The sequence below is a fragment of the Burkholderia sp. Bp9012 genome (genome assembly GCF_003853825.1).
In the GTDB taxonomy this organism is placed as follows: domain Bacteria; phylum Pseudomonadota; class Gammaproteobacteria; order Burkholderiales; family Burkholderiaceae; genus Burkholderia; species Burkholderia diffusa.
Window position 1 is genome coordinate 78,966 of sequence record NZ_QTQA01000012.1, and the last position, 17,649, is coordinate 96,614.

Here is a 17,649-nt window from a genome sequence, read left to right on the forward strand (position 1 = left end):
AGACCAGAGAGAAACGGGAAATGGCGACGATCAAGGATGTGGCAGCCATGGCGGGCGTGTCGTTTACGACCGTCTCGCACGTGGTGAACAATTCGCGGCCGGTGTCCGCGGATGTGCGTGCGAAGGTCGAGGGTGCGATCCGCGAGCTGAATTACGTGCCATCGGCCGTGGCGCGCTCGCTGAAGGCGCGCTCGACGGCGACCATCGGCCTCGTCGTGCCGAACAGCACGAATCCGTACTTCGCGGAGCTTGCGCGCGGCATCGAGGACCAGTGCGCGGCCAACGGCTATTGCGTGTTCTTCTGCAACTCGGACGACGATCCCGTGAAGCAGCGCAACTACCTGCGCGTGCTGCAGGAAAAGCGCATCGACGGGCTGATCGTCGCATCGGCCGGGGAGGACGCGGTGCTCGCGCAGACACTCGCGGACGCGCATGCGCCGCTCGTCGTCGTCGACCGCAACATCGAGGGGCTTGCGGCCGACCTCGTGCAGATCGACCACGAACGCGGTGCCTACCTGGCGACGCGTCACCTGCTCGAACTCGGGCACGCGAAGATCGGCTGCATCACCGGGCCGACCGACACGGCCGTCAGCGCGATGCGCGTGCACGGCTTCATCCGCGCGATGGCCGAGCGCGGGATCGACATCGTGCCGGGCGCGATCGCGGAAAGCGATTTTTCGTGCCTCGGCGGCTACCACGCGGCATCGCGACTGTTCGAGTCGGTGCATCCCAGCGCGATTTTCGCGGGCAACGACCTGATGGGCGTCGGCGCGCTGCGCGCGGCGGCCGAGCGCGGCATGCGCGTGCCGGACGACTGCTCGATCATCGGCTTCGACGACATCGAATTCTCCCGTTACACGTACCCGGCGCTGTCGACGGTCGGCCAGTCGGTGCGCGCGCTCGGCGAAATGGCCGCGCAAACGCTGATCGAGCGGATCGGCGGCGGTTCGACGGCTGCGCCGAGCCGTCGTCGCGTCGTGTCGCCGCGTCTCGTGCTGCGCGAATCGACGGCGATCTACCGCGAGCCGGCCGCGCCGGGCGGCCGCCCATGACGGCGCGTACGGCGGGCGCCGGCCGCGTGACGGTGGTCGGCAGCCTCAACATGGATCTCGTCGTGCGTGCGCCGCGGCTGCCGCTGCCAGGCGAAACGCTTGCCGGGCATGAATACGCGCAGGCGGCGGGCGGCAAGGGCGGCAACCAGGCCGTCGCGGCGGCGCGGCTCGGCGCGCAGGTCGTGATGATCGGCTGCGTCGGAGCGGATGCGCACGGTACCGCGCTGCGGGCCGGCCTCGAGGCCGAAGGCATCGACTGCTCGCGGCTCGCGACGAGCGCGTCGGCGTCGACCGGTGTCGCGCTGATCGTCGTCGACGACGCGAGCCAGAACGCGATCGTGATCGTCGCGGGCGGCAATGGCGAAGTGACGACCGATACGGTGGCACGGCACGAGGCCGCGCTGGCCGCGACCGACGTGCTGATCTGCCAGCTCGAGACGCCGCCGGACGCGGTGTTCGCGGCGCTGTCGGCCGGGCGGCGGCTCGGCCGCACCGTGGTGCTCAATCCGGCGCCGGCCGTCGCGCCGCTGCCGGACGGCTGGCTGCCGCTGGTCGATTACCTGATCCCGAACGAAGTGGAGGCGGCCGCGCTGACCGGGCTGCCGGTGCGCAATCCGGCCGAGGCGGAAGCCGCAGCGCGTGCGCTGCACGCGGCCGGCGCGCGCAACGTGCTGATCACGCTCGGTGCGCGCGGCGTGTGCGCGCTGACGGCCGACGGCGCGGCGCGCCATTATCCGGCACCCGTCGTCAAGGCCGTCGACACGACCGCGGCCGGCGATACCTTCATCGGCGGATTCGCCGCGCGGCTCGCGGCAGGTGAGCCCATCGACACGGCCATCCGCTTCGCGCAACGCGCGGCGGCGTTGTCGGTCACGCGCGCAGGCGCGCAGCCGTCGATTCCCACCCTCGCCGAGCTGGCCGAATAGGGCTGGATCGCGCCTCTCGGCCGGCGCGTGCGGAAGCAGGCGCCGGCCATCTCCCCCGATTGCACCATCACGATGCTTGCCACGCGATTTCGCGAGGCAGGCCTGCGATGCTTCGACCCTATTGTTCGGAAATGTGTAATTAACCGATGAATTGATGAAAAAATTGATGTGAATGCCATCAAGCTGCGCAGCATCCGGTCGTAAATACATCAGGACGAAACACCGTTTCGAAAAAACGGGCCTTGCCCGTTCATGACGACGCAATACAGGAAGAATGATGGTGATCGGAAACCTGACGATACGTGCACGCATCGGTTTGACGATGGCGTTTCTCGCGGTACTGCTGGGGGCGATCGGCATGCTGGGCGTGTACGGGATGACGCGCTCGAACGACGCGACGCGGGAGATTTTCACGAACCAGATGCCGAGCGCGGTCGACGTGGCCGTTGCCGACATGTACGCGGCGCGCGAGCGTCTGGCGCTCGATCGCGCCGCGCTGCTGGCGGGGACACCCGACTCGGCTGCCGCGGTGGAGCGTAGCCGCGCGATGCGCGCGCAGTCCGATGCGTGGTGGAAAAAGTACCTCGCGCTGCCGCGCGATGCGGAGGAGGACCGGCTCGCGCAGGACGTGTCCGCGAAGCGGCAGGCGCTACAGCGCAGTTGCGACACGTTCGGAGGCCTTGTCGCGACGGGCGACCACGACCGGATCGGCGATGGCGCCAAGCAGCTCCAGGTGCTTTACAACGATCTCGCGGTTGCGAGCGAGGCGCTGCGCAATTTCCAGTTCAGCGCCGCGCAGTCGGGCTTCGATCATTCGGAATCGACGTTCGAAACGCTGCGCTTGCTGTCGATCGTCCTGCTGGCGGCTGGTCTGGTTGCCGCGGTGCTGTCTTGGTTGACGCTCAGTCGTGCGATCGGCCGTCCGCTTGCGGACGCACTCGCGCATTTCGACGCGATCGCCGCGGGCGACCTGCGACGCTCGATCGTGGTGCATCGGCGCGACGAAATGGGCCAGCTCCTCGACGGTCTCGCGAAAATGCAGCGCGGGCTGGTCGACACGGTGCGCACCGTGCGCGGCGGCAGCGAATCGATCGCGACCGCGGCCCGCCAGATCGCCGCCGGCAACATCGACCTGTCGTCGCGCACGGAGGAGCAGGCGTCCGCGCTGCAGGAAACCGCATCGAGCATGGAGCAACTGACCGGCACCGTGAAGCAGAACGCGGACAATGCACGGCAGGCAAGCGCGCTGGCCGCCAACGCGTCGGAGATTGCAAACAAGGGAAATACGGTGGTCGGCCAGGTGGTCGGCACGATGGGCGAGATCAACGACAGCTCGGCGAAGATCGCGGACATCATCGCGATCATCGAGGGCATCGCGTTCCAGACCAACATTCTGGCGCTGAACGCGGCCGTCGAAGCCGCGCGCGCCGGCGAGGAAGGCCGCGGCTTCGCGGTCGTCGCGGGTGAGGTGCGCAGCCTCGCGCAGCGTTCGTCGAGCGCGGCCAAGGAGATCAAGGCGCTGATCGACGCGTCGGTGGAGCGTATCCGGACGGGCTCGACGCTGGTCGACGAAGCGGGCCGCACGATGAGCGACGTGATCGGTGCGGTGCAGCGCGTGACGGACATCATGGGCGAGATCGCGGCGGCGTCCGAGGAGCAGAGCGGCGGCATCGACCAGGTCGCGCGCGCGGTCGCGCAGATGGACGAGGTCACGCAGCAGAACGCCGCGCTCGTCGAGGAGGCGGCGGCCGCCGCGCAATCGCTCGATGAGCAGGCCGCGCGCCTGCGCGAAACGGCGTCGGTGTTCCGGATCGATGACGACGCGGCCGGGCCGGTCGTCGCCGCTGCGCGTCAGGCGCCGCGCGCGGTGGCCGCACCGGCTGTCGTGCCGGTTTCGCCGCCCGCTCCATCCGGGGCGCGCAACGACCGCGATGCAGCACCGAAGCGCGCGGCGCCGGCTCGCAAGCCGGCGGCCGCGGCCGCTGCACCCGCACCGGTGGCCGCCTCTGCCGGCGCTGACGACTGGGAAACGTTCTGAGTCGCGCGCGCCGCGCATCTATCCCCATTTGGCAGCACCCGAGGCAGCACACGACGCCCGCGACATGCGGGCGTCGTCGTTTCGACGGCTGATGAAATGTGACAGCGCGCGTGAACGTGCGTGCGTCGCCGCGCGCGTTGCATGTGCGCATCCGCGCTACGGGTATCTCCGGACGATGCGAAAAAATTTTGTAACGGTGCGCGCGGCGTGTCGTCGAAAACGTCTGCTCGAACGTATAGGGATGAAGGGGGGAGTGAAGGGCGCGGCGATGACGGCGGAGGCATCCAACGTACGAGATGTTCCGATGCTCGACGAGACGTGGCGGATGCAGTTTCTGCGGCTCGGGAGATCGATTGTAAAGCGTCGAAATGCGTTGTCCAAGCGGTGTTGTCGAGAATGACGAACTTCATACGAAGAGTTCGTGAAAAAAAATAAGAAAGGGTTTAGGATGAATTCGAACGCGCTTGCTTCTGCGCAGTCATAGAAGGCAGGCACGTCTTCAGACTCAGGCGAGGGAGGTAGCATGGATATTTACAGCAGCTTCGCGAACCGCTTCGAAAAAACGCGAGAGGAAGAGTTCTCGCTGGAGGAGTACCTCGCGCTCTGCAAGAACGATCCGTCAGCGTACGCCACGGCCGGCGAACGCATGCTGGCTGCAATCGGGGAACCGGAACAAGTCGATACCCGCAACGACCCGCGCCTGTCGCGGATCTTCGCGAACAAGGTTATCAAGGTCTATCCCGCGTTCCGTGAGTTCTACGGAATGGAGGAAGTGATCGAGCAGGTGGTCGCGTACTTCCGCCACGCTGCGCAAGGGCTCGAGGAAAAGAAGCAGATCCTCTACCTGCTCGGCCCGGTGGGCGGCGGGAAGTCGTCGATCGCCGAGCGCCTGAAGCAACTGATGGAGCGCGTGCCGTTCTATGCGCTGAAGGGTTCGCCCGTCAACGAATCGCCGCTCGGGCTGTTCGACTACGACGAGGACGGCCCGATCCTCGAAGAGCAATACGGCATTCCACGCCGCTACCTGAAGAGCATCCTGAGTCCGTGGGCCGTCAAGCGCCTGCACGAATACAACGGCGACATCCGCCAGTTCCGCGTGGTGCGCCGCTATCCGTCGATCCTTCGGCAGATCGGCATCGCGAAGACGGAGCCTGGCGACGAGAACAACCAGGACATCTCGTCGCTCGTCGGCAAGGTCGACATCCGCAAGCTCGAACAGTACGCGCAGGACGATGCCGATGCGTACAGCTACTCGGGCGGCCTGTGCCTGGCGAACCAGGGCCTGCTCGAATTCGTCGAAATGTTCAAGGCGCCGATCAAGGTGCTGCACCCGCTCCTGACCGCGACGCAGGAAGGCAATTTCAAGGGTACCGAAGGATTCGGCGCGATTCCGTTCGACGGCGTGATTCTCGCGCACTCGAACGAGTCGGAGTGGAAGGCATTCCGCAACAACCGCAACAACGAGGCACTGCTCGACCGGATCTTCGTCGTGAAGGTGCCGTACTGCCTGCGCGTGTCGGAAGAGACGAAGATCTACGAGAAGCTGATCCGCAATTCGTCGCTGGCCGAAGCCGTGTGCGCGCCGGGCACGCTGAAGATGATGTCGCAGTTCTCGGTGCTGTCGCGCCTGCACGAGCCGGAGAATTCGAGCCTGTTCTCGAAGATGCAGGTGTATGACGGCGAAAACCTGAAGGACACCGATCCGAAGGCGAAGTCGTACCAGGAGTATCGCGATTACGCGGGCGTGGACGAAGGGATGACGGGCGTGTCGACACGCTTCGCGTTCAAGATCCTGTCGCGCGTGTTCAACTTCGATTCGAGCGAGGTCGCGGCGAACCCCGTGCACCTGATGTACGTGCTCGAACAGCAGATCGAACGCGAGCAGTTCCCGCCGGAGACCGAGCAGAAATACCTGTCGTTCGTGAAGGATGTGCTCGCGTCGCGCTATGCGGACTTCATTGGCAAGGAGATCCAGACGGCTTATCTCGAATCGTATTCGGAGTACGGGCAGAACATCTTCGACCGCTACGTCACGTATGCGGACTTCTGGATCCAGGATCAGGAATTCCGCGATCACGACACGGGCGAGAGCTTCGACCGCGCCGCGCTGAATGCGGAACTGGAGAAGATCGAGAAGCCGGCCGGGATCAGCAATCCGAAGGATTACCGCAACGAGATCGTGAACTTCGTGTTGCGCGCGCGGGCGGCGAACGCCGGGAAGAACCCCGTGTGGACGAGCTACGAGAAGTTGCGCGTCGTGATCGAGAAGAAGATGTTCTCGAATACCGAGGAACTGTTGCCGGTCATTTCGTTCAACGCGAAGGGGTCGGCGGAGGAGCAACGCAAGCATGAGGACTTTGTGAACCGGATGGTCGCAAAGGGCTATACGCCGAAGCAGGTGAGGCTGCTTTGCGACTGGTACCTGCGCGTGCGCAAGTCGTCATGACGCGCGCGGTACCGCGCCCGTACGGCGAGTCCGTACGGGCACCTTCAGAGGCGCCGCCCGCATGACGGCAGACGGCATGCGCGGCGAGTGCCCCGGCAGATCGATTTTCGAGCGGGAGACCGGGAGTGCTTCATCAAATCATCGACCGCAGGCTGGCCGGCAAGAACAAGAGCATCGCCAACCGCGAACGCTTTCTGCGTCGCGTCAAGAACTACATTCGTCGTGCCGTGTCCGACGCGGTGCGCGACCGTAGCATCAAGGATATCCAGAGCACGCAAAGCATCACGATTCCGCGCAAGGACATCGCCGAGCCGAATTTCCGGCACGGGCCTGGCGGGCGTCGTGAATACGTGCACCCGGGCAACGAAGACTACGTGCGCGGTGACAAGATTCCGCGTCCGCAGGGCGGCTCGGGTGGCGGCGGCAGTCAGGCGAGCAACGAGGGCGAAGGGCAGGACGACTTCGTGTTCGAGTTGTCGCGCGACGAATTCATGCAGTATTTCTTCGACGATCTCGAACTGCCGCGCCTCGTGAAGACGCACCTGCTGACGGTGCCGAGCTGGAAGAACGTGCGCGCGGGCTGGTCGGCGGAAGGCACACCGAACAACATCGACGTCGTGCGCTCGCTGCGCAGCGCGCTCGGCCGGCGCATCGCGCTCGGCTCGCCGCTCGTCAACGAGTTGCGCGAGCTGGAAGCGCAGCTCGAGGCGATGAAGCTCGACCCGGAAGACCGCCGCGCGGAAATCGCGACGCTCGAGGCCGAGATCCATCACCTGAAGGGGCGCATCTGGCGGATCCCGTTCATCGATCCGTTCGACCTGCGCTACATCAATCGCGTGAAGCAGCCGCAACCGTCGAGCCAGGCCGTGATGTTCTGCCTGATGGACGTGTCGGGCTCGATGGACGAGCAGCGCAAGGATCTCGCGAAGCGCTTCTTCATCCTCCTGTACCTGTTCCTGAAGCGCAACTACGAGCGCATCGAGGTCGTATTCATCCGTCACCACACGCGTGCCGAGGAGGTCGACGAGGACACCTTCTTCCATTCGACCGAAAGCGGCGGCACGGTCGTGTCGAGCGCGCTCGAACTGATGCGCAAGGTGATGAACGAGCGCTACTCGCCGACCGAGTGGAACATCTACGGCGCGCAGGCGTCCGACGGCGACAACTGGACCGACGATTCCCCGAAGTGTCGCAAAATCCTGGAAGAGGATATCCTCACCAAGACGCGTTACTTCGCGTATATCCAGGTCGCACCCGAAGAGCAGAACCTGTGGCTGGAGTATGCGCAACTGGCGCTGTCGCAACCGCACCTCGCGATGAAAAAAGTCGAATCGGCTGCCGACATTTACCCGGTGTTTCGCGAATTGTTCGAAAAGCAGGTGGAAACGTCATGACGACCCGCCATCTGCACAACGAGTCGCGCGGCTACGCGCCGCGCCCTTCCGGCGACGACACGGCCGGCCCTGCCGCATCGCAGCAAAGCGGCCGGACCGAGCCGGCGGCGCCGGCCGCCGACTTGCCCGGTGCCGGGCAGAAGGAAGCGCGTATGAACGTTGCCGAACGCAAGCCGCTGCCGTGCCCGTCCGACTGGACCTTTGAACTGCTCGAGGAATACGACACGCACATCTCGCAGGTCGCCGAGCAGTACGAGCTCGACATCTATCCGATCCAGCTCGAACTGATCAGCGCCGAGCAGATGATGGATGCTTATGCGTCGGTCGGGATGCCGGTCAACTATCGCCACTGGTCGTTCGGCAAGCACTTCCTCGCGACCGAGAAGAGCTATCGTCGCGGCCAGATGGGGCTTGCCTACGAGATCGTCATCAACTCGAATCCGTGCATCGCGTATCTGATGGAAGAGAACACGATGACGATGCAGGCGCTCGTCATCGCGCACGCGGCGTACGGCCACAACTCGTTCTTCAAGGGCAACTATCTGTTCCGGCTGTGGACCGACGCGCACGCGATCATCGACTATCTCGTGTACGCGAAGAACTACGTCGCCGAATGCGAGGAGCGCTACGGGCTCGACCGCGTCGAGGAACTGCTCGATTCGTGCCATGCGCTGATGAACTACGGCGTCGACCGCTACAAGCGGCCGCAGAAGCCGTCCCTGTCGAAGGAGGCTGCGCTGCGGCGCGAGCGCGAGGCGTATCTGCAGTCGCAGGTCAACGAGCTGTGGCGCACGCTGCCGGGCAAGAAGCCCGAGCAGATGGAGGAGCAGGAGGAGCGCTATCCGCCCGAGCCGCAGGAGAACCTGCTGTATTTCGCGGAGAAGAACGCGCCGCTGCTCGAGCCGTGGGAGCGCGAAGTGATCCGCATCGTGCGCAAGATCGGCCAGTATTTCTATCCGCAGCGGCAGACGCAGGTGATGAACGAAGGCTGGGCGACGTTCTGGCACTACACGCTGCTTAATACGCTGTACAACCAGGGCAAGCTGGAAGACGGCTTCATGATGGAGTTCCTGCATTCGCACAGCAACGTGGTCTATCAGCCGCCGGTCACGAAGCCGTACTACAGCGGGATCAACCCGTATGCGCTCGGCTTCTCGATGATGAGCGACATCCGGCGGATCTGCGAGGCGCCGACGGAAGAGGACTACAAGTGGTTTCCGGAGATCGCGGGCACACCGTGGCTGCCGGCGATGCACTACGCGATGCGCAACTTCAAGGACGAGAGCTTCATCGCGCAGTACCTGTCGCCGAACCTGATTCGCGAGATGCGGCTGTTCTCGGTGCTCGACGACGACATGCGCGATTCGCTCGAGGTATCGGCGATCCACGACGAGTCCGGCTACCAGTACGTGCGGCAGGCGTTGTCGCGGCAGTACGACATCCATCACCGCGAGCCGAACATCCAGGTGTGGGCGGTGAACACGCGCGGCGACCGCAGCCTCACGTTGCGCCACTTCATGACCGACAACCGCCATCTGTCGAACGACAGCGACGAAGTGCTCAAGCACATGGCGCGGCTCTGGCAGTTCGACGTGTTCCTGGAAAGCGTCGACGAGGCCGGCACCGTACGCAAGCGCTACGAGTGCCGCTACGTGCCGCCGGAGGTGCGTGTCTGAGCATCGAGACCGGGAATAGTTTGCACCGGACGCCAGCCTCGCGGCTGGCGTTTTCATATGACGAACGCGTGGCGCGAGAAAATTTTTCTACATCCGGACGAACCCGGAAAGCCTGTTACTTTACATTTCGCTAAAATCCCGTAGCGCCGTGCGCCGGAACCGGTGCCACGTGCGACCGCACGCGGCGGCCCCCAGCCGTCTCGCCCAGAAAGCACTAAAAGGAACAGACCAACCCATGGACGTCCAGACCGACCAAGCTGCGCTGTCCGCGCAAGACACCCGGCGGCGCGTATTCGCCATCGTCGGCGCCTCGTCGGGCAACCTCGTCGAGTGGTTCGACTTCTACATCTACTCGTTCTGCGCGCTGTACTTCGCACCGGCGTTCTTCCCGAGCGGCAACACGACGACGCAGCTGCTGAACACGGCCGGCGTGTTCGCGGCCGGCTTCCTGATGCGTCCGATCGGCGGCTGGCTGTTCGGCCGCATCGCCGACCGTCATGGCCGCCGCGCGGCGATGATGATCTCGGTGCTGATGATGTGCGGCGGCTCGCTCGTGATCGCGGTGCTGCCGACCTACGCGCAGATCGGCGCGCTCGCACCGGCGCTGCTGCTGGTCGCGCGTCTGTTCCAGGGCCTGTCGGTGGGCGGCGAATACGGGACGAGCGCGACCTACATGAGTGAGGTCGCGCTTAAAGGGCGGCGCGGCTTCTTCGCGTCGTTCCAGTACGTGACGCTGATCGGCGGCCAGCTGTGCGCGCTGCTGGTGCTGGTGATCCTGCAGCAGGCGCTGTCGAATGACGAACTGAAGGCGTGGGGCTGGCGCATTCCGTTCGTCTGCGGCGCGGCGGCCGCGCTGATCTCGCTGTACCTGCGCAAATCGCTCGACGAGACGTCGACGAGCGCATCGCGCGACAAGAAGGATGCGGGCACGATCCGCGGCGTGTGGCGTCACAAGGGCGCCTTCTTCACGGTGGTCGGCTTCACGGCCGGCGGCTCGCTGATCTTCTACACGTTTACCACGTACATGCAGAAGTACCTGGTGAACACGGCCGGCATGCACGCGAAGACGGCCAGCAACGTGATGACCGTCGCGCTGCTCGTCTACATGCTGATCCAGCCGGTGTTCGGCGCGCTGTCCGACAAGATCGGCCGCCGCACGTCCATGATCCTGTTCGGCGTGTTCGCGGTGATCGGCACGGTGCCGCTGATGCACGCGCTGAAGACGGTGACGAGCCCGACGGCCGCGTTCGTGCTGATCACGATCGCGCTCGCGATCGTCAGCTTCTACACGTCGATCAGCGGCCTCATCAAGGCCGAGATGTTCCCGCCCGAAGTGCGCGCGATGGGCGTTGGCCTGTCGTATGCGGTCGCGAACGCGATCTTCGGCGGCTCTGCCGAGTATGTCGCGCTGTGGTTCAAGTCGAAGGGCAGCGAGGAAACCTTCTACTGGTATGTGACCGCGCTGTGCGCGATCTCGCTGCTCGTGTCGTGGCGGATGCGCGATCCGAGCAAGGTAGGGTATCTGCGTCACGAGCCGTGATCGGCGGGGCAGCCTCGCGAGGCTGCCCGCATCGACCGGCAACGTGCAACGGGACGGCGCTCCGCCTCACAGGCGGCGCGCCGTTTTTTCATGCGCGACGGCTTCGCATGGACGCGTGCAAGCTCATCGCGGGACGCGCGATATCGATATCGGAATCGCTTCGTTGTTCGCCGCGGGCGGTGCTTTTATTCTGAACCCGTAGTTCGTGTGACACCTCCTTGACTGGGATTCGCGCCCGCTGCGTGCAGCGGGCGTCTTTTTTTTCGAAGCGTTGCGCGGTGCCCGCCGTCTGCAAGCCTCATCACGAAAGCCGCAGAGCAAAGCACCATTTGTTGGTTCGGAATCGCCGCACGCGCTGATACGTTAGCGGCTTCGCGACGACACACAACGTCGCGATGTTCCTCGAACCGGCCGCCGCGCGATCCGCGGCGGCCTTCAAAACAAATCAGGTCGTGCTCATGAAAATCCACACTCTCGCTACGTGGCTCGTCGGGGCCGCACTCGTCACGGCCGGCACGGTCGCGCACGCGGACCGCCTCGACGACATCAGGAAGGCCGGCGTGCTGCGCGTCGCGACCTTCGACAGCAATCCGCCGTTCGGCTATGTCGACGGCAAGAGCAATCACATCGTCGGCCTCGACGTCGACTATGCGAAGGCATTGGCCGACAAGCTCGGCGTGAAGCTGCAACTGCAGCCGACCAATCCTGCGAACCGCATTCCGTTCCTGACTTCCGGCAAGGTCGACCTGGTGCTCGCGAACTTCACGATCACCGACGAGCGCGCGAAGCAGGTCGACTTCAGCATCCCGTATTTCTCGTCGGGCCAGCAGTTTCTCGCGAAGAAGGGCGTGCTGAAATCGGCCGACCAGTTGAACAGCCTGCGCGTCGGCGCGGACAAGGGCACGACGAACGAAATCACGCTGCGCGAGAAATTCCCGAAAGCGACGATCGTCGCGTACGACGACACGCCGTTCGCGTTCGCCGCGCTGCGCGCCGGCAACGTGCAGGCGATCACGCAGGACGGGCCGAAACTGATCGGCCTGCTCGCGAACGTGCCCGACAAGCAGAACTACGAGATCCCGGCGTTCACGATCTCGAACGACTACATGGGCGTCGGCGTGCCGAAGGGCGAGACACGCCTGCTCGGCTTCGTCAACGACACGCTGAAGGGCCTCGAGGCGAACGGCCGCGCGGGGCAGATCTACGACGCGTGGTTCGGGCCCACGACGAAGACGCCGCTCACGCGCATCTTCCGCATCGGCGACAAGACCTGAGTCCCACGCCAGGTGCGCCGCGTTCCGCCGCCGGCCACGCCGGTGCGCAGGGGTCGCGGCGCTTTCCGTTTCTTTTCGATCGCGCGCTTCGCGCGCGCACCACGGCATGCTCGGGTTGGCTCCCAAATATCTGTCCTGGCTCTGGCAGGGCTTCCTGCTGACGCTCGGCCTCGCGGCCGCGTCGGCGCTCGCCGCGACCGTCGGCGGGCTGCTGCTCGCCGTCATGCGGCATGCGCGCGGCACCGTGCCGCGTACGCTGGCGGCCGGTTACGTCGTCGCGTTCCGCAACACGCCGCTGCTCGTGCAGTTGTTGTTCTGGTATTTCGGCGTCGCGTCGTTGCTGCCCGATACGTGGGTCGCGTGGCTGAACGCGCGCCATCAACTGAGTGCGGGCCCGTTCACGCTCGCGTGGCCGTCGTTCGAGTTCGTCGCGGGCTGGTTCGGGTTGAGCGCGTACACGGCCGCGTTCGTCGCCGAGGAATGCGAAGCCGGGCTGCGCGGCGTGCGCCGCGCGCAGCATGATGCGGCTGCGGCGCTCGGCCTCACGCCAATGCAGTCGCTGCGCTACGTCGTGCTGCCGCAGGCCGTGCGCATCGCGCTGCCGCCGTTGTTCGGCCAATACATGAATCTCGTGAAGAACTCGTCGCTCGCGATGGCGATCGGCGTCGCCGAGCTGTCGTATGCGTCGCGGCAGGTCGAGACCGAGACGTTCAAGACCTTCGCCGCGTTCGGTGTCGCGACCGTGCTGTACATCGCCGCGGTGGCCGCGATCGAGGCCGGCGCATACGCGGCCACGCAATGGCGCGACCGGCTCGGGGCGGGGCGCTGACGATGGACTTCTCGCTGCTGCTCGACAACCTGCCGTACCTGCTCGTCGGCGCGTTCCCGGACGGCGCGCTCGGCGGTGCCGCGCTGTCGCTCATGCTCGCGATCGCGTCGGCGCTCGCGTCCGCGGTGCTGGGCGTCGCGCTCGGCGTCGCGATGGCGCTTGCGCGCGGCCCGCTGCGCGTGCTGCTGCTCGCGTTCATCGGCTTCTTCCGCGCGATTCCCGTGCTGATGCTGATCTTCTGGACGTATTTCCTGATGCCGATGCTGCTGCACATGGACGTGCCAGGGCTCGCGACGGTCGTGTGCGCGCTGGCGCTGATCGGCGGTGCGTATCTCGCGCATGCCGTGCATGCGGGCATCGTCGCGGCAGGCGACGGGCAGTGGCAGGCGGGGCTGTCGCTCGGGCTCACGCGCTGGCAGACCGTGCGCTACGTGCTGCTGCCGCAGGCGATCCGGATCATGACGCCGTCGTTCGTCAACCAGTGGGTCGCGCTCGTGAAGGACACGTCGCTCGCGTACATCGTCGGCGTGCCGGAACTGTCGTTCGTCGCGACGCAGGTGAACAACCGGCTGATGGTCTATCCGGCACCGATCTTCCTGTTCGTCGCTGCGATCTATCTGGTGCTGTGCACGTCGCTCGACGGCGCGGCGCGCTGGCTGCTGTCGCGTCGCCCGCGTGCGGAGCGCGTCGCGCGGGCGGCGGCCGAGCGCACGGAACCCGCGCGGTGACGGCGGGCGCGTGCGATGCCTGCGGCGCATGGCTGGCGATGAAGATCGGTCGCTTGCGGAGATCCGCTGCGGGCCGCGTCGCCGCTGCTCGAGCGGCGACGGGTGTGATGAGGTTCGGGGTGCGTCGGTGCGTCGGCGTCAGGACGCGCTGTAGTGCGTATCGAAGACCGCGCGCAGCGTCGACGGACCGGTCGCGAAGTCGCCCCACAGCGGGCCGTCGGTCTGCGCGAATGCGAACGGCGTCGTACTGATCGACGCGAGGCGGAAGCGCCATTGCGTCGCTTCCTGGCGGAACGCCGTGAGCTGCATGTCGGACAGCCCGGTCTGCGCGCTCGCGAGCGTGACGAGCGGATCGACCGGATCGTTCGCGACGCGCACTTCGAAGTGCAGATGCGGGCCGGTGGCCGCGCCGGTCATCCCGACCGAGCCGAGGCGTTGCCCCTGCTTCACGGTTTCGCCGGTCTTCAGTCCGCGCGCGTACGCGGACAAGTGTGCGTAGTAGGTCGAATAACCGTCCGCGTGATCGACGATCACGTAGTGGCCGTAGCCGCCCGGATCGGTGCCGACGAACGACACGACACCGTCGGCCGCCGCATTGACCGGCGTGCCGGACGGCGCGGCGAGGTCGACGCCGGTATGGAACGCCATCGCCTGCGACAGCGGGTGGATGCGTTCGCCGAAGAAGGAGCTGATGCGCGTCCACTTGACGGGCATCGTGAACGCGGCCGCCTCGAGCGGTGCGCCGTCGAGCGTGTAGTACGCGCCGTGGTCGGCGCCTGGCGCGCGGAACCAGATCGCGCCGAACGTGCGGCCCGCGACGCGCAGCTCGAGCGCGGTGAGGTGCGGCGTGCCGTTGTTGGTGTCGTACGCGAGGCGGTAGTAGTCGCCGCGCCGTGCGCCGGCGCGCATATCGACCTTGCCGGTGACGAGATCGCCGAGCTGGATGCGCACCTCGGGCGGTACGTCGAGACGGTTCAGCGTATCGGACAGCGTGAGTTCGATGTCGCCCGCGCGCATCCCGTGCTGCTGTTCGGGCGGCGCGAACTGGAACAGGCTCGTATAGCCGAGCATGTCGTTGCGGTGCGCGCTGAGCGGCGCGAACAGGCCCGGCTGCAGGCTGCGCTCGCCGCGTTCATTGAGTTCGTTGCGCTCGCCGATCGTGCGCGCGAGTTCGCTCGTTACGAAATGCTGCGCGGTGGGAAACGGCGTGTCGGACAGCACGCGCTGCGGCAGCGCGGCCGTGCCCGAATCGACGGCCCCCGGCAGTTGCGAGACGGCCGGCAGCGCGGCGGCGAGACCGAAGGCGGCGAGGGCGCCGAGGACGGCGGCCGGCACGAGCGCGCGCACGAGGCGCTGCGCGCGGCGGGGCGCGAAAGCATCAGGGGTTGCGGCAGGCTTGACCAAAGGTGTCCACATCCAGGAAAGCGGTTCAAAGAGGTGTGGGCGGGAGCCATCGGCGGCATGTCCGCCGGGTGGCGACGGGGGCAGGCGACGGGCGTGCAACAAAACAGGCCCCGCCAGGGGCCTGTGTCGTTTCCGTTCGACCCAACTCGCGGGCAGGCCCGCTTCGAACGGCGGCGTGAACTTTCCGGGTCGCACCCGGATTACCACGAAGACGCTAAAGAAAGATGACAGCGTCAGTCTACCGATGTTCCGCGAAACGTTAAAAATTTTAAAGAGGGTCAGCTCATTCGTTTCGCACTGCGGTAAATCGGGTTAAATCAGCATTTATTGCGCGGCTTTTCGTCAAGCAGGCAATTTTTGCGCACGCACGCGTAGCGCGCTGGACGTCCTGACCGCGTCGAAGCCGGCGTCGAGCATCGCTTCCGCGTCGTTCCACAAATTGCCGCGCAACCGGTTGGTCCAGATCATCGACGCGAACACGCCTTCGAGCAGCGACACGAGATAGACGGCCGCGAGATGCACGTCGAGATCGGCGGCGAGTTCGCCGGCCGCGATCGCGCGGCGCAGCAGCGCCTTGGTGATGCGCAGTATCTGCAGCTCGAGCAGCATGCGGCGCCGCAGCAGCGCGCCGTTCTCCTCGCTCTGTTCGCATTTCGTATAGAGGATCACGAGCACGCGCTGCATCGAGCCCGGCTCGCCGCATCGCTGCAGGTAGTGCGACGCCGCGCGGCGCAGCGTGGCGAACGCGGGCAGGCTGTCGACCGTGTCGAAGCCTTCCGACGTGCGTGCGAACGCGCGGTCGCACATCGCGAGACACACTTCCATCTTGTTGCGGTAGTGGCCGTACACGGCGCCCCGCGACATCCCGGCGGCCTCGGCGAGGTCCGCCATCGCGGTTTGCGCGACGCCTTTCTCGAGCAGGACGAGCTCGGCGGCGTCGAGGATCCGGTGCTTGATGGCGAGCGATTCTTCCCGGGTCTTGCGGGCCATGGCGTGAATTTCCTTACAGTTCGCTGTCGCTTAATTGACACAGTGACGCGGTCGGATTGCAACCACATGTATTTAATCAGTCGTGACTGATTATAATCGGCCACCCTGAGCCGCCGCATTGTATCGGCGGCGAACGATCCGAGGTCATACATGAACAACAAACGCTCCCTAGGGCGCCGCCTTCGGCTGGCGCCGTTCGCGCTCGCAGCCACGCTGCTCGTGACCGGATGCGGAAAGGGCGAACAGGACAGGGCGCCGGAGGCCATTCAGCACGCGACGGTCGTCACGGTGCGTCCGACGGCCGTGCCGATGACCGTCGAATTGCCCGGCCGGCTCGACGCGTATCGGCAAGCGCAAGTGCGCGCGCGGGTCGCCGGCATCGTCACCGCGCGGACTTACGAAGAAGGGCAGGAAGTGAAGCAGGGCGCGGTGCTGTTCCGCATCGACCCGGCACCGCTGAAGGCCGCACGCGACGCCGCACAGGGTGCGCTCGCGAAGGCGCAGGCCGCCGCGCTCGCGGCGAGCGACAAGCGCCGCCGTTACGACGACCTGGTGCGCGACCATGCGGTCAGCGAGCGCGATCACACGGAGGCCGTTGCCGACGACGCGCAGGCGAAGGCCGGCGTCGCTTCGGCGAAGGCGGAACTCGCCCGCGCGCAACTGCAGCTCGACTATGCAACCGTCACCGCGCCGATTTCCGGCCGCGCGCGGCGCGCGCTCGTGACCGAAGGCGCGCTCGTCGGCCAGGACCAGGCGACGCCGCTCACGACCGTCGAGCAGCTCGATCCGATCTACGTGAATTTCTCGCAGCCGGCGGCCGACGTCGATGCGTTGCGCCGCGCGGTGAAGAGCGGTCGCGCGACGGGCATCGCGCAGCACGACGTCACGGTGACGCTGTTGCGTGCCGACGGCACCGCGTACCCGCTGAAGGGCAGGCTGCTGTTCAGCGATCTCGCGGTCGACCCGACCACCGATACCGTCGCGATGCGCGCGCTGTTCCCGAATCCCGAACGCGAACTGCTGCCGGGCGCGTACGTGCGGATCGCGCTCGACGCGGCCGTCGACCAGCGCGCGATCCTCGTGCCGCGCGATGCGCTGCTGCGCACGGCCGACCGCACGTCGGTGCGCGTGGTCGGCGCGAACGGCAAGGTGAAGGACGTCGAGGTCGTCGCCGACCGGATGAGCGGACGCGACTGGCGCATCACGCGCGGCCTCGCGGGCGGCGAGCGCGTGATCGTCGACAACGCCGCGCAGTTCGCCCCCGATACCGCCGTCAAGCCCGTCGAGCAGGCAATGCCGACGAAGGCTGCGTCACAGGCGGCCGCCCGTCAAACCTGACCGGTTCACCGAGA

At 66.0% G+C, this 17,649-nt stretch carries 13 protein-coding genes; 11 read left to right on the top strand and 2 right to left on the bottom strand.

The genetic code is table 11. The annotated features are described in order from the left end of the window. The first annotated feature begins 20 nt into the window (after window positions 1-20). From DIE11_RS18225 to DIE11_RS18275, 10 genes are all read left to right on the top strand, one after another. Window positions 21-1,052 (top strand): LacI family DNA-binding transcriptional regulator, encoded by a 1,032-nt coding sequence (locus DIE11_RS18225; protein WP_059606677.1) that lies wholly within the window; start codon window positions 21-23, stop codon window positions 1,050-1,052. Next, complete coding sequence (gene rbsK, locus DIE11_RS18230) at window positions 1,049-1,978, top strand: ribokinase (RefSeq protein ID WP_124626122.1); 930 nt, start codon at window positions 1,049-1,051, stop codon at window positions 1,976-1,978. The genes DIE11_RS18225 and rbsK overlap by 4 nt, the downstream gene beginning before the upstream one ends. A 277-nt stretch (window positions 1,979-2,255) precedes the next feature. Beyond that, on the top strand, window positions 2,256-4,016 hold the full coding sequence (locus tag DIE11_RS18235; RefSeq protein ID WP_124626124.1) for a methyl-accepting chemotaxis protein: 1,761 nt from the start codon (window positions 2,256-2,258) through the stop codon (window positions 4,014-4,016). A 523-nt stretch (window positions 4,017-4,539) separates the two neighbouring features. Then, the gene (locus tag DIE11_RS18245; RefSeq protein WP_059606682.1) at window positions 4,540-6,462 is read left to right on the top strand and encodes a PrkA family serine protein kinase; all 1,923 of its coding nucleotides are present in this window, start codon (window positions 4,540-4,542) and stop codon (window positions 6,460-6,462) included. A gap of 125 nt (window positions 6,463-6,587) precedes the next feature. Beyond that, complete coding sequence (locus DIE11_RS18250) at window positions 6,588-7,856, top strand: YeaH/YhbH family protein (protein WP_059606685.1); 1,269 nt, start codon at window positions 6,588-6,590, stop codon at window positions 7,854-7,856. Further along, the gene (locus DIE11_RS18255; protein ID WP_059683304.1) at window positions 7,853-9,532 is read left to right on the top strand and encodes a SpoVR family protein; all 1,680 of its coding nucleotides are present in this window, start codon (window positions 7,853-7,855) and stop codon (window positions 9,530-9,532) included. Before DIE11_RS18250 ends, DIE11_RS18255 begins: the two co-directional genes overlap by 4 nt. A 235-nt stretch (window positions 9,533-9,767) precedes the next feature. Next, window positions 9,768-11,072 carry an MFS family transporter gene (locus DIE11_RS18260; RefSeq protein WP_124626126.1) on the top strand — a complete coding sequence of 435 codons (1,305 nt, stop codon included), beginning with the start codon at window positions 9,768-9,770 and terminating at the stop codon, window positions 11,070-11,072. Window positions 11,073-11,530: 458 nt separating this feature from the next. Further along, entirely contained in the window at window positions 11,531-12,346 is an 816-nt protein-coding gene (locus DIE11_RS18265) for an ABC transporter substrate-binding protein (protein WP_059606940.1), read from the top strand. 106 nt (window positions 12,347-12,452) lie between these two features. Next, window positions 12,453-13,175, top strand: coding sequence for an amino acid ABC transporter permease (locus DIE11_RS18270; protein ID WP_124626128.1), 723 nt, complete (start codon window positions 12,453-12,455; stop codon window positions 13,173-13,175). A gap of 2 nt (window positions 13,176-13,177) precedes the next feature. Beyond that, window positions 13,178-13,903: an amino acid ABC transporter permease gene (locus DIE11_RS18275; protein WP_124626130.1), complete on the top strand. Its 726-nt coding sequence runs from the start codon at window positions 13,178-13,180 to the stop codon at window positions 13,901-13,903. A 138-nt stretch (window positions 13,904-14,041) separates the two neighbouring features. On the opposite strand, the gene DIE11_RS18280 is transcribed toward DIE11_RS18275, so the two are convergent. Together DIE11_RS18280 and DIE11_RS18285 are read right to left on the bottom strand one after the other, a co-directional pair. Then, entirely contained in the window at window positions 14,042-15,319 is a 1,278-nt protein-coding gene (locus DIE11_RS18280) for a M23 family metallopeptidase (RefSeq protein WP_124626132.1), read from the bottom strand. A 330-nt stretch (window positions 15,320-15,649) separates the two neighbouring features. Beyond that, entirely contained in the window at window positions 15,650-16,297 is a 648-nt protein-coding gene (locus DIE11_RS18285; protein WP_124626134.1) for a TetR family transcriptional regulator, read from the bottom strand. Window positions 16,298-16,447: 150 nt separating this feature from the next. Here DIE11_RS18285 and DIE11_RS18290 point away from each other — a divergent pair, with 150 nt between their 5' ends. Then, a complete protein-coding gene (locus DIE11_RS18290) occupies window positions 16,448-17,635 on the top strand; it encodes a MexX/AxyX family multidrug efflux RND transporter periplasmic adaptor subunit (protein WP_124626136.1) in 1,188 nt (395 codons plus the stop codon). Window positions 17,636-17,649 lie beyond the last annotated feature (14 nt).

Coding starts and splice junctions, on each gene's coding strand:
- DIE11_RS18260 (WP_124626126.1), top strand. CDS start 9,768: ATGGACGTCCAGACCGACCAAGCTGCGCTGTCCGCGCAAGACACCCGG.
- DIE11_RS18275 (WP_124626130.1), top strand. CDS start 13,178: ATGGACTTCTCGCTGCTGCTCGACAACCTGCCGTACCTGCTCGTCGGC.
- DIE11_RS18225 (WP_059606677.1), top strand. CDS start 21: ATGGCGACGATCAAGGATGTGGCAGCCATGGCGGGCGTGTCGTTTACG.
- DIE11_RS18290 (WP_124626136.1), top strand. CDS start 16,448: ATGAACAACAAACGCTCCCTAGGGCGCCGCCTTCGGCTGGCGCCGTTC.
- DIE11_RS18265 (WP_059606940.1), top strand. CDS start 11,531: ATGAAAATCCACACTCTCGCTACGTGGCTCGTCGGGGCCGCACTCGTC.
- DIE11_RS18255 (WP_059683304.1), top strand. CDS start 7,853: ATGACGACCCGCCATCTGCACAACGAGTCGCGCGGCTACGCGCCGCGC.
- rbsK (WP_124626122.1), top strand. CDS start 1,049: ATGACGGCGCGTACGGCGGGCGCCGGCCGCGTGACGGTGGTCGGCAGC.
- DIE11_RS18270 (WP_124626128.1), top strand. CDS start 12,453: ATGCTCGGGTTGGCTCCCAAATATCTGTCCTGGCTCTGGCAGGGCTTC.
- DIE11_RS18285 (WP_124626134.1), bottom strand. CDS start 16,297: ATGGCCCGCAAGACCCGGGAAGAATCGCTCGCCATCAAGCACCGGATC.
- DIE11_RS18280 (WP_124626132.1), bottom strand. CDS start 15,319: ATGTGGACACCTTTGGTCAAGCCTGCCGCAACCCCTGATGCTTTCGCG.
- DIE11_RS18235 (WP_124626124.1), top strand. CDS start 2,256: ATGGTGATCGGAAACCTGACGATACGTGCACGCATCGGTTTGACGATG.
- DIE11_RS18245 (WP_059606682.1), top strand. CDS start 4,540: ATGGATATTTACAGCAGCTTCGCGAACCGCTTCGAAAAAACGCGAGAG.